The 12,499-nt window shown below is 38.0% G+C and carries 10 protein-coding genes; 2 read left to right on the top strand and 8 right to left on the bottom strand.

Annotation, left to right across the window (positions count from 1 at the left end):
- Positions 1–55: 55 nt before the first annotated feature.
- The 5 genes from radA to A33S_RS0109710 form a co-directional block, all read right to left on the bottom strand.
- Positions 56–1,426, bottom strand: a complete 1,371-nt coding sequence (gene radA, locus A33S_RS0109730; protein WP_009383827.1) for a DNA repair protein RadA — start codon at positions 1,424–1,426, stop codon at positions 56–58.
- Positions 1,427–1,555: 129 nt separating this feature from the next.
- Positions 1,556–4,003, bottom strand: a complete 2,448-nt coding sequence (locus A33S_RS0109725; RefSeq protein WP_009383826.1) for an ATP-dependent Clp protease ATP-binding subunit — start codon at positions 4,001–4,003, stop codon at positions 1,556–1,558.
- Positions 4,004–4,013: 10 nt separating this feature from the next.
- Positions 4,014–5,021 (bottom strand): protein arginine kinase, encoded by a 1,008-nt coding sequence (locus A33S_RS0109720; RefSeq protein ID WP_017176806.1) that lies wholly within the window; start codon positions 5,019–5,021, stop codon positions 4,014–4,016.
- Complete coding sequence (locus tag A33S_RS0109715) at positions 5,011–5,544, bottom strand: UvrB/UvrC motif-containing protein (RefSeq protein ID WP_009383824.1); 534 nt, start codon at positions 5,542–5,544, stop codon at positions 5,011–5,013. The genes A33S_RS0109720 and A33S_RS0109715 overlap by 11 nt, the downstream gene beginning before the upstream one ends.
- Before the next feature lie 12 nt (positions 5,545–5,556).
- Complete coding sequence (locus A33S_RS0109710) at positions 5,557–6,018, bottom strand: CtsR family transcriptional regulator (RefSeq protein WP_009383823.1); 462 nt, start codon at positions 6,016–6,018, stop codon at positions 5,557–5,559.
- Positions 6,019–6,175: 157 nt separating this feature from the next.
- Between A33S_RS0109710 and A33S_RS0109705 the strand changes: the two genes are divergently transcribed.
- Positions 6,176–7,384: a NupC/NupG family nucleoside CNT transporter gene (locus A33S_RS0109705; RefSeq protein ID WP_009383822.1), complete on the top strand. Its 1,209-nt coding sequence runs from the start codon at positions 6,176–6,178 to the stop codon at positions 7,382–7,384.
- Between the two features lie 51 nt (positions 7,385–7,435).
- Here the strand turns inward: A33S_RS0109705 and pdxT are convergent, their stop codons facing one another.
- Entirely contained in the window at positions 7,436–7,993 is a 558-nt protein-coding gene (gene pdxT / locus A33S_RS0109700; protein ID WP_009383821.1) for a pyridoxal 5'-phosphate synthase glutaminase subunit PdxT, read from the bottom strand.
- Between the two features lies 1 nt (position 7,994).
- Positions 7,995–8,882, bottom strand: a complete 888-nt coding sequence (pdxS, locus tag A33S_RS0109695) for a pyridoxal 5'-phosphate synthase lyase subunit PdxS (RefSeq protein WP_009383820.1) — start codon at positions 8,880–8,882, stop codon at positions 7,995–7,997.
- A 99-nt stretch (positions 8,883–8,981) separates the two neighbouring features.
- Between pdxS and pdxR the strand changes: the two genes are divergently transcribed.
- Complete coding sequence (gene pdxR / locus A33S_RS0109690; protein WP_009383819.1) at positions 8,982–10,355, top strand: MocR-like pyridoxine biosynthesis transcription factor PdxR; 1,374 nt, start codon at positions 8,982–8,984, stop codon at positions 10,353–10,355.
- A gap of 35 nt (positions 10,356–10,390) precedes the next feature.
- Here the strand turns inward: pdxR and A33S_RS0109685 are convergent, their stop codons facing one another.
- Complete coding sequence (locus A33S_RS0109685) at positions 10,391–12,313, bottom strand: FUSC family protein (protein WP_009383818.1); 1,923 nt, start codon at positions 12,311–12,313, stop codon at positions 10,391–10,393.
- Positions 12,314–12,499 lie beyond the last annotated feature (186 nt).

The following is a 12,499-nucleotide window of genomic DNA, read 5'->3' as shown; positions in this document are numbered from 1 at the left end:
GTGTTACATGTATCGACATTATTGTATCATTTTTGAAGCATTGAAGTCTTCGTTACTAGGCTTTTTGTAAAGCAATCGCTAACGCTTCTCTTGTCGATTCAACACCTATAACTTTAATGCCTTCAGGATAGTCCCAACCACCTAAGTTTGTCTTAGGTATAATCACACGTTTAAAGCCAAGTTTCTCCGCTTCTTGAACACGTTGCTCGATACGAGACACACGTCTGATTTCACCTGTTAGACCGACTTCACCTATGAAGCAGTCTAACCCATCAACTGCTTGGTTCTTAAAACTAGATGCAACCGCCATAATGACCGCTAAATCGACAGCAGGTTCTGTAAGTCTGACCCCACCTGCTACTTTAATGTAAGCGTCTTGTTGCTGCAGAAGATAATTTTCTTTCTTTTCAAGGACGGCCATTAATAGACTCAAACGGTTATGGTCAATGCCCGTAGCCATACGTCTTGGATTATTAAACGTCGTTGGTGTCACGAGTGATTGTACCTCAATCAGTAACGGTCTCGTACCTTCCATAGTCGCGACAATCGTTGAGCCAGGAACATTTTTAGAACGCTCTTCTAAAAACATTTCAGAAGGATTACGAACCGCCTTGAGACCACTATGCTTCATCTCGAAGATACCCATTTCATTCGTAGATCCGAAACGGTTTTTAACAGCGCGTAAGATTCGATAAGCGTGATGTTCATCACCTTCGAAATAAAGCACGGTATCTACCATATGTTCAAGCAGTCTTGGACCAGCGATTTGACCTTCTTTCGTAACGTGACCAACGATAAATGTAGCAATGTTCATTTGCTTTGCGATATTCATTAAACTTTGCGTACTCTCGCGCACTTGTGATACAGAACCAGGTGCCGAACTGATTTCTGGATGATAAATCGTTTGAATCGAATCCACAACAATCATATCCGGTTCCGTATGTTTAACCGTCTCATGAATCACTTCAAGGTCCGTCTCACTGAACACATTAAGCTCACTTGAATCTTCAGATAAACGTTCAGCACGTAATTTCGTTTGATTTAAAGATTCCTCACCTGTGATATATAAGACTTTCTTTTGTTTGGAAAGTTTTGCGCACATTTGTAAAAGCAACGTCGACTTACCAATACCAGGGTCCCCACCGATTAACACGAGCGAACCTGAAACAATACCGCCACCTAATACACGGTCGAATTCATCATTTCCAGATTGAATACGTGGCGTTGTTTCTTGCTTAACGTCACTTAATTTTTGTACTTTAGCGGGTTTCTTATCACTTTTAATGCCATGCTTACTTGGAGTTGATTTACGCTCTACAACTTCTTCCATTTGATTCCAAGCACCACAGTTCATGCATTTACCGTTCCATTTAGGCGATTGAGCTCCACACGCCATACATTCGTAAATCACCTTTTTCTTAGCCAAAGTGACACCTCCTCAATTCCATTACTCTTATTTTATAGGTAAAAAATTATTTTAACAATGATATTAAATTAAAAAGAGACCACCAGTAATTAAGACACACAATTACTGGTGATCTGCTATACATTTATTTTAAGATTCTACAGTTTCATCTTCACGTTCTTTAATATCAAATGTGTAATCGTCACCATCATAATCGACAGTTACCGCTTTACCTTCAATGTTACGACCGTCTAAGATAAGTTCACTTAAGTTATCTTCAATCGCTTTTTGAATTGCGCGGATAAGTGGTCGCGCACCATACTCAGGATCATAACCTTCTTCAGCTATACGATCCTTCGCTTTATCCGTAACTTGAATATGAATATTTTGTTCATCGAGACGTTTCGTTAATTTATTAACCATCATCGTAACAATTTCTTTAAGCTCTTCTTTTTCTAAACGGTGGAAGACAATGATGTCATCAACACGGTTTAAGAATTCTGGACGGAAGGCATTCTTAAGTTCTTTAAGCATTGTTTTACGGATTGTTTCGTAGTCGTTCGTTTGATCAGAACCGCCGAAACCAGCGAAACGTTGATCTTGAAGCTCTTGAGCACCGACGTTCGACGTCATGATAATGACAGTATTTCTAAAGTCTACTTTTCGACCTTTTGTATCCGTTAAGTGACCATCATCTAAAACTTGAAGTAAGATATTGAATACTTCTGGGTGTGCCTTTTCAATCTCATCGAAAAGCACTACAGAATAAGGTTTACGTCTTACTTTCTCAGTTAATTGACCACCATCGTCATGACCTACATAGCCTGGAGGGGCACCAACAAGACGACTCACGGCATGTTTCTCCATAAACTCACTCATGTCAACACGAATCATTGCATCTTCCTCACCGAACATAGATTCAGCTAAAGCTCGTGCAAGTTCAGTTTTACCAACACCAGTTGGACCTAGGAAGATAAAGCTTCCGATTGGGCGTTTTGGATCTTTAAGACCTGCACGTGCACGGCGTACTGCTTTAGAAATAGACGTAACAGCATCTTTTTGTCCGATAACGCGTTCATGAAGTGTATCCTCTAAGTTTAATAAACGTTCAGATTCTGTTTCATTAATCTTAGTTAATGGAATACCTGTCCAACCTGCAACGACTTCAGCGATATCCTCTTCTACAAGCGTTGTGTTTTGACCGCCTTGGTCTTTACGCCATTCGTTCTTCGCTGTTTCGTATTGTTTTTCTAACTTCGTTTGTTGGTCGCGTAAGTTTGCTGCGTTTTCGAATTCTTGAGAATGAACAGCAGCATCTTTCTCACTTTTAACTTTTTCGATTTGTTGTTCAAGTTCTTTTAAGTTTGTAGGTGTTGTGTGACTCTTAAGTCGTACCTTAGAACTTGCTTCATCGACTAAGTCGATTGCTTTATCTGGTAAGAAACGATCTGAAATATAGCGGTCACTTAATTTTGCTGCAGCCGCTAATGCTTCATCAGAAATGTTGATGCGGTGATGTGCTTCATAACGGTCTCTTAACCCTTCTAAAATGCGGATTGTATCAGGTACTGTTGGTTCATCAACTTGTACCGGTTGGAAACGTCTTTCTAAGGCAGCGTCTTTTTCAATGTGCTTACGGTATTCATCGAGTGTCGTCGCACCGATACATTGTAATTCACCGCGTGCTAATGCTGGTTTTAAGATATTAGATGCATCAATCGCACCTTCAGCGCCACCTGCACCAATAAGCGTGTGTAACTCATCAATAAATAGGATTACGTTTCCTGCTTGGTGAATTTCTTCCATTACTTTTTTAAGACGTTCTTCGAATTCACCACGATATTTCGTACCAGCAACTACAGTACCCATGTCTAGTGACATAACACGCTTACCTTTTAATGTCTCTGGCACTTCATTACTAACAATCGCTTGCGCTAATCCTTCAGCAATCGCAGTCTTACCTACACCAGGTTCACCAATGAGAACTGGATTGTTTTTCGTACGACGGCTTAATACTTCAATGACACGTGTAATTTCTTTATTACGTCCAACGACAGGATCTAATGTACCATCTTTAGCAATAACTGTTAAATCACGAGCAAGACTGTCTAAAGTAGGTGTGTTATTGCCTTTAGATACCGTTTGAGATTTACTGTTCATTTCCGGACTACCTAAGGCTTTTACAACTTGCGCACGCGCTTTCGTAATATTTAAGTCTAAGTTTGCGAATACACGCGCAGCGACACCTTCGTTCTCACGGATAAGACCAAGTAAAATGTGTTCTGTACCAACGAAGTTATGGTGTAATTTACGCGCTTCATCCATAGAAAGTTCAATTACTTTCTTAGCTCTTGGCGTATAATGAAGCGTACCCATTTGGTCTTGTCCATGACCGATTAATTTCTCTACTTCTTCAGTTACTTTTTCTTCAGTAATATCGAATGATTGTAATACTTTAGCAGCAATACCATCTTGTTCTTTCATTAAACCAAGCAATAAGTGCTCTGTACCTATATTTGAATGATTGAGTCTGATTGCTTCTTCTTGTGCATGTGCTAAGACACGTTGTGCACGTTCTGTTAATCTACCAAATAACATACTAAACCTCCTAGTTAAAATATGACCTTAAGACTGATGCACGTTTCTCATCAATCGATCGTTCATCTTCATCATCTATTAAAAATGGCGACTGAACGCTAACCATTAATTCATTAAATCTAAAGTTCTCTATATTGATATACCCTAAATCGATACCTAATTTAATTTCACTGAGTCTAAATGACGCTTCTTCCATAGAAATTAAATGACTATATTTCAAAATACCGAGCGAACGGTTGATGCGATCGAGCGTCTCAACATAATTATCAGTTTCAAAGCGTGCTCTTACTTGCATTTCTTCATTGATAATTTGGTGAATTAAATCGTTTAAGTTTCGAATAATCTCACGCTCAGATTTACCTAACGTAAGTTGGTTCGAAACTTGATACATATGACCATAAACCTTAGAACCTTCACCATAAATACCACGAATTGTGAAACCAAAACGGTTAATCGTTTGTGCAATACGATTCATACGGTTCATGATAGATAGTCCTGGTAAATGAAGCATCACGCTCGCACGTAACCCCGTTCCAATATTTGTAGGACAAGTTGTTAAATATCCTAATTGTTCATCATAGCTATAGTCAACCTTTTCGTCTATTAAATCATCAATCTCGGATGCCTTCTCGAAAAGCTCTTCTAAAACTAAATCTGTATCCATCGCTTGAATACGTACATGGTCTTCCTCATTAAGCATGACACTTATCGATTCATCTTCATTAACCATAACTGCTGAAGCAGGTTGTTTAATAAGAGAAGGACTTACAAGATGTTTCGCAACGAGCTTTAATTTGCTTTGTTGATCCATCGTATCTAAACGCAATAATTTTAGCGAAGGAAGCGCATCTTGAATATCATTAATAATTGAAAAGCCCATTTCTTCAGACGGGTACATCAATGGGTGTACATATTTTTGAATATTGCGCGCTAAACGAATACGTGACGACATCACAACTGGCAAATCATTAGCACGTGTCATCCACTTACTAATGTAATGACTTAAATCATGATTCATGGTCATCACCTTCACTTTTAGCCTTTAAGGCATTTATTTCATCACGAACTACTGCTGCCTCTTCGAAATTTTGAACATCTATTAAATGACTTAAGTACGTTGTTTTCTCATCAATTTGACGTTTAATTGCTAACTTTTCATGAGAAGACTTCGGTACTTTACCTTGATGTGTCAGTTGACCGCCTTGAACACGGCGTACAATATCTAGAATGTCATCACGAAATGTTTGATAACAATTAGGGCATCCAAACTTACCGCGTTGCGCAATATCTTTAAGCGTCATATCACATGTAGGACACCGTTTCTCCGCTTTATGCGAACGATTCAGTTCAATACCATGCTTCGTCGCAAGGTGCTGTAAGATTTGTTTAATCACGAATGTATCTTCGATATCATCATGCGGACTCATATCTACGTCGTCTGTTGCGCAAGATTTACATACCCATTTCTCTTCTAGGCCTTTTTTGCTTTTAACAGTTAAGCGAATTGTCGCTTGATTACTATGACAGATTTCACAAAGCATGTATTTCACCTTCTAATAATAGTTAATAACGGGTAACAGGCGTTTAAGAATATTAGCGCGAATAATGTCTCTTGATTTAACATCCATCTTCAGCGTTTCACGGTCGATAACGGCTGCGATCATACGCGCTTCACGATCAGAAATTAATTGATTATCTTTCAAACCATCTATAATATATAGCGCTTGTTGTTGCGTAATTGTAGGACCAATTAATTGAAGTAAATGATTAATATAACCTTTCGTATCTTTCGTTTCAACTTTAGTGATGCGAATGTAACCGCCGCCTCCGCGCTTACTTTCTATTTCATAGCCATGCTCATTTGTAAAACGTGTTTTGATAACGTAATTCAGTTGAGACGGTACACAATCGAAATGTTGGGCGATATGTGCACGTTGAATCTCTACAACGTCTTTGTTCGATTTATCAAATAGTTCCTTGATATATTGTTCTATGATGTCTGACATATTATGCATACTCATCACCTCTTTTTTGACCATCTTTGACTATATTATATGACCAATTTTGACCTTTTTCAACTTATTCGCCTTATAATTTTCATTAAAAACGTATGTTAACGTTTCCAATTTTATTGTATGATAATCAATAGTAAATCGAAAAGGTGTGGTGAACATGCATATATTAATAGGTTTCATCGGGATTATCATATTCCTTGCGCTCGCCTATTTAATAAGTTCCGATAAGAAAAATATTAAATGGAAATACATTGGAATTATGTTTTTACTCCAATTTATTTTTGCTTTCTTATTACTTAAAACAAAATTTGGTATCACTATAATCGGTGGTATTGCAGCTGGATTTGCATACTTGCTTAAACAAGCTGCAGAAGGTGTTAACTTTGTATTCGGTGGATTTGAGTTTGTAAAACCAGATCAACCGCCATTCTTCTTTAACGTATTATTACCAATCGTATTTATCTCAGCATTAATTGGTATCTTACAATATACTAAAATCTTACCTTTCATTATCAATTGGTTAGGTTTCATTATCTCAAAGATTAATGGTATGGGTCGCTTAGAATCTTATAACGCTGTAGCTGCAGCCATCTTAGGTCAATCAGAAGTATTTATTTCATTAAAGCAACAACTACCTCACATTAATAAAAAGCGCTTATATACATTGACTGCTTCAGCAATGTCTACAGTATCCGCTTCAATTATTGGTGCTTACTTCACAATGGTAGAACCTAAATACGTTGTAACAGCAATTGTATTAAACTTATTCGGCGGTTTCATTATCGCTTCAATCATTAATCCTTACGATGTAAACGAGGAAGATGACAAATTATTAATTCAAGAAGATAAGAAACAGTCATTCTTCGAAATGCTTGGAGAATACATTCTAGACGGTTTCAAAGTTGCAGTTATTGTAGGTGCCATGTTAATTGGTTATATCGCTTTAATTGCGTTATTAAATGGTATTGTTGGAGGCATTATGCACTTCGTATCAGGTGGCCAATTAGATTGGAACTTCCAAACATTAATCGGTTTCGTCTTTGCTCCATTTGCATTCTTAACAGGTATCCCTTGGGAAGATGCAGTTAAGTCAGGTTCAATTATGGCAACGAAATTATTATCAAACGAATTCGTCGCAATGTTAAATCTTGGTGAAGCAAAAGGCCTCTCAGATCGTGCTACTGGTATTGTATCTGTATTCTTAGTATCATTTGCTAACTTTAGTTCGATTGGTATTATCTCAGGTGCAATCAAGTCTCTTAATGATGAAAAGGGTGACATCGTTGCACGCTTTGGTTTAAAACTATTATTCGGTGCTACGCTTGTTTCATTCATTTCAGCTACAATTGCCGGTTTCTTCATGTAATTTAAAAAAGCTTAGAACCACTCATCTACGAGTGATTCTAAGCTTCTTTTTTTATGAACCGATAACTTCTTCAATGAAGTATTTCGTCATACTAAAGTCATCCGTTAGTTCTGGATGGAATGAGACACCTAAGTACTTACCTTCACGTACTGCGACAATACGGTCGTCAATTCGTGATAGTACTTCAGCATCATTATGCGCTTCAACAATATGCGGCGCACGTATGAAGACACCATTTACCTTATGGTCGATACCCTTCACATCTAAATCTGCTTCAAAGCTATCAACCTGACGACCAAATGAATTACGAGCAACCGTAACATCTAGCTTTTTCAAATAGCCTTCTTCATCAACAATGTCTGACGCAAGTACAATTAAACCTGCGCATGTACCAAACATTGGTAAATCAGACTGTTGCATAGCCTCTTTGAAGCCATATAAATTCATTAAACGACGTAACGTCGTGGATTCGCCACCAGGTAAAATTAAGCCTTCAATTTCTTCTAGTTGTTCTACCTTTTTAACAGGGATACCTTCATGACCACATAATTCAATGTGACGAATGTGTTCACGAACAGCACCTTGTAAAGCTAATACGCCTATCTTCATCTTACCAACCACGCTCTTGCATGCGGTCTTCTTGAGCTAGCGTACGAATATCCATACCTTTCATTGCAGTACCTAATTCTTTAGCTAAGCGTCCGATTAATTCATAATCTTGGTAATGCGTCGTAGCTTGAACAATAGCTTTAGCGAATTTCTCAGGATCATCTGATTTGAAGATACCTGAACCAACGAAGACACCATCTGCGCCTAATTCCATCATTAAAGCAGCATCTTGAGGTGTCGCAACGCCACCTGCAGCAAAGTTAACAACTGGTAAACGACCTAAGTCTTTGATTTCTTTTAAGATTTCATAAGGTGCACCATGATTTTTAGCTTCAGTCATAATTTCATCGTCACTCATTACAGTTAAACGTTTAACTTCTGAGTTAACTTGTCTCATATGACGTACAGCTTCAACAATATTACCAGTACCTGGTTCACCTTTAGTACGTAACATCGCAGCGCCTTCGCCAATACGACGCGCAGCTTCGCCTAAGTTACGGCAACCACATACGAATGGTACTGTGAAGTCATCTTTTTTAAGATGGAAAACTTCATCAGCTGGTGTTAATACTTCTGACTCATCAATATAGTCAACACCCATCGCTTCTAACACACGTGCTTCAGTAATGTGACCAATACGGCCTTTAGCCATTACTGGAATTGACACAGCGTTCATCACTTCTTCAACGATAGCTGGGTTTGCCATACGTGCTACGCCACCAAGTTTACGGATATCTGATGGTACGTGCTCTAAAGCCATTACAGCTACAGCACCTGCTTCTTCTGCGATTTTAGCTTGTTCTGCATTAACAACGTCCATGATAACGCCGCCTTTTTGCATTTCAGCCATCCCGCGTTTTACTTTTTCTGATCCTTGAATCTTAGACATACATCATTCCCCTTTTTCATTTGATTAAATTCATTCTAAGCGATAAACTGATATTTAAAAAGGTTCAATTTAAGACGAATTTAAGGGGTCAGTTATTCAATGAAGAAATCCACACCACTTTACATGCAATTATATGAGTCACTAAAGGAACAAATTATCGAAGGCCAGTATGAAAGTAACGAACGCTTCCCATCGAAAAGACAATTATCAGAGCACTTGAATTTAAGTGCAACTACAATCGAACATGCCTATCAACAATTGTTAGAAGAAGGGTTTATCTATTCTAAGCCGCGTTCAGGTTATTTTGTTTCAGAAATCGAAACGCTACCAGTCGTGAATCGTTTTAAACCAGTTATTGAAAGTAAAGAAGAAGAGAAGCCGCTATACCGATATGGCTTTTTCTTAACGGAAATCGATACATCACATTTCCCATTCGCACAGTTTAGAAAGTACGCTAAAGAGGCATTTAACGAAGATAATCGCGACCTCTTAAAAAGTGGCGCCCCACAAGGTGAAATGTATTTACGGAAGCAAATTGCACACTATTTGTTCAATAGTAGAGGTGTGAAATGTCACCCTGACCAAATCATCGTAGGGTCTTCAACGAAGCAACTCATCAATTTAATTACGGAGCTCTTGCCTAATGATAAATTTATTATCGAGCGTCCGAGCTATCCACCTGTTAAGGAAACGCTTGAACGTAAGCAAATCCCTTACCAGTCAGTCGAGGTTGCATCAGATGGCATTGAGATTAAGCCGATTAAATCTACCACACATAATGTGTTATATGTTACGCCATCACATCAATTTCCTACAGGTGCGACGATGCATATTAAGAAGCGTACACAGCTCTTAAAATGGTCACGTGAAGATGCGCATCGTTACATCATTGAAGATGATTATGATTCAGAATTTCGATACTACGGTAAGCCTTTACCGGCGCTACAAAGTTTAGACACCAGTGGCAAGGTTATCTACATCAGTACCTTCTCTAAATCGCTCTTTCCAAGTTGTCGTATCGCATATGTCGTTCTTCCTGAGGCGCTCTTGGCGCGCTATAAACAGTTGCCGTCGATTGAAAATAATTCCGTGCCGAAGCATATTCAATTTATGGTGTCTGAATTTATGGCATCAGGTGGCTTTGAACGTCACTTAAATAAGATGCGTAAGATTTATAAAGAGAAACTTCAATTAATTCTCAAAGCACTAAAGCCTTATAAAGATCAGCTTAAAATAACAGGTGAACGAACAGGCATGCACTTCTTGCTTACCGTTACAAACGGGCTTTCGCTCGAGTCGTGTCTTAGTGCCGCGAAAGACCATCAACTTTACATTAAACCACTTGCGCATTATGACGCGAATTACGTAGATCAACCTGTATTTGTCATTAGTTTCGGGGGCATCCCAACCGAAGAGATTCGTGAACACGTAGACATCTTAATCAAATCTCTCACTATAAAAAAAGACAGATAACGCATCATTCGCGCTATCTGTCATGTATTTTTAAGCTAGTACTTGAGTAGATTTGGATTTCGTTTATTGTTATTTTCATAGAGCTTAATTTCTTGAAGGCTCATTAAGGCTGTCTTGATATGTGCATATTTCGGTAAATCTGGTAAGTCGATAACATGACTGTGCGGCGCACCACGTTCAAAGTGCTTAGCCACATTTTCAAAAGCAAGCAAATATTGCCCCATTGCCTCATCATCAATTTCAACACTACGTTTATCAATGATCCCTTTAGCAATCGTGAAACTGATTTGTTGAAGTAAGAACATAGCTGGATAATAGTACTGTGTCTTCTTCCGATTTGAAAAGAACTCGCCTAAAGCCGTGTCATACATGAGATTCATGTTAGAAATATTTAGGTTAAGTTTGAATATATCCACGTCACGCTTCTCATCAATCGTATAAGCATTACTAGAGAATAAGTAATGGAAATAACGTGCCTCAATACGCGTTACTTCAGCAATCACTTCAGGCAATTTATAGGATGCTTCCTTTCCACCGATTATCAGAATGCAAATTAAGCTAATCACAACTCCGATAAATACATCCATTAATCTAGGAAAAGCAATTGCAATTGTTAGATGCCCTTTAGCAAGACCGGCAAGTAATAACACTTGTGTCGTAATGGATATCATTGAAAACGCATAATTTGAAGCTATGAGCGCTTCTGTAATCGCACCTGTTAATGCCATTAATAATACTAAGAATATTAATGGTGGATGGAAAATGAGAACTGATGATAAGAATAAGACACCTAAGAATGTACCAAGGCCCCTTGATAAAGCTCTTTCTAATGATGCAAAGGACGTACCACCTAGTAATACAGTGTGCACAGTTAAGGGAATCCAATAAGCACGTTCAAAATCAAAGATAAGTGCGATAAAAATCGCGATACCTAAAATCACAGTGTACTTTAATGTAGACATAAAGACCATAGATTCAGGCGATAGGTTTTGAAGTAAGCGTCTACTATATAAAGGTGTTCTAATGCTAATTTTACTGCTAATTTGAGATTTAGGGGCGTGAAGAATTTCATCTACTGAAAAGATACGGTCTACTACGCCACGGAATTTCTCGTCAACATCGACTTCTTTAGTCCATTTTTGATTGTAATTGGGATCTTCACATAGCTTACATACATGGTCTACTAATTCAACTAAGACATTAGGAATAGGTCTATGCCCTTTAGCATTCAGTTCTAAGAGTTCTGAATACAACCCTTCGGCTGCATGATGTAATAATACGAGCCTTTGGTAATCCGAAGACTTTTTCTGAAGAGACACATTCGTTGATGTAAGTAGATAAGATGAGTTTAATAATTTAGCTACAGTCTTTTTACTTTTGTTATTAAACTCAACTTGATCATTAAAGGATCCTATAAGTTCTTGTAAGGTTTTATAATCATCTATTACTGCTTGGTTTTCAGGGCGTGTCTTTTGAAGGAGTGCCTCAATAAGCACAAGAATAATACCAAGTAAGCCACCACCTAAAACAAGTCCACCTCGTAACCACCATAAGCCTGGATCGTATGGCATGACGGATGACATACCAAAAGCGATGATGAAGAATGTTGATGAAGGACCAGGTATATTTAAACAACTAAATGTATAGTAAGTGACGACCGTCAATATTAATAATACGAGACCGAATAAGAGTGGTATACCTGAGGTTAATGTCCCTAGAACCATTGATAACGTTAGTCCTAGTGTCGCGTAACTCACTGCACGTAATCGTGAACTAAACGTACCACTAAATACATAGATATGTGCGAATGTACCTATAGCTGCGAGTAAGGCTAATGGCATTTGGTTAAGGAAATAACCAATCAACATCGGTACTAACATTAATAAACCTTGCCGTATCCCTCTAGGGATATTAATTTTATCCACATTTACATAAAAGATAGACTTTAAAATTTTCACATTAGCTCACCTTATCTTTGTATTTAATCAGAAGCTCTTGCAAATATATTAAGTTATTCCCAAATCAACCATAGATGGAACACGATAAATTGTAAAGGATTTATTGGAAATAAAAAAAGAGACATAAATGTCATACATTTATGCCCTGTAAATCGGCTCATCGCATCCATATCGAATATGAATAGC

Origin of the sequence: Staphylococcus massiliensis CCUG 55927 (genome assembly GCF_000298075.1) — a bacterium.
Classification (GTDB): domain Bacteria; phylum Bacillota; class Bacilli; order Staphylococcales; family Staphylococcaceae; genus Staphylococcus; species Staphylococcus massiliensis.
The sequence above is the reverse complement of the archived record's forward strand: the minus strand, read 5'-3'. Positions and strand labels throughout refer to the sequence as shown.

Coding starts and splice junctions, on each gene's coding strand:
- A33S_RS0109725 (WP_009383826.1), bottom strand. CDS start 4,003: ATGTTATTTGGTAGATTAACAGAACGTGCACAACGTGTCTTAGCACAT.
- A33S_RS0109720 (WP_017176806.1), bottom strand. CDS start 5,021: ATGAATCATGATTTAAGTCATTACATTAGTAAGTGGATGACACGTGCT.
- A33S_RS0109715 (WP_009383824.1), bottom strand. CDS start 5,544: ATGCTTTGTGAAATCTGTCATAGTAATCAAGCGACAATTCGCTTAACT.
- A33S_RS0109710 (WP_009383823.1), bottom strand. CDS start 6,018: ATGCATAATATGTCAGACATCATAGAACAATATATCAAGGAACTATTT.
- A33S_RS0109705 (WP_009383822.1), top strand. CDS start 6,176: ATGCATATATTAATAGGTTTCATCGGGATTATCATATTCCTTGCGCTC.
- pdxT (WP_009383821.1), bottom strand. CDS start 7,993: ATGAAGATAGGCGTATTAGCTTTACAAGGTGCTGTTCGTGAACACATT.
- pdxS (WP_009383820.1), bottom strand. CDS start 8,882: ATGTCTAAGATTCAAGGATCAGAAAAAGTAAAACGCGGGATGGCTGAA.
- pdxR (WP_009383819.1), top strand. CDS start 8,982: ATGAAGAAATCCACACCACTTTACATGCAATTATATGAGTCACTAAAG.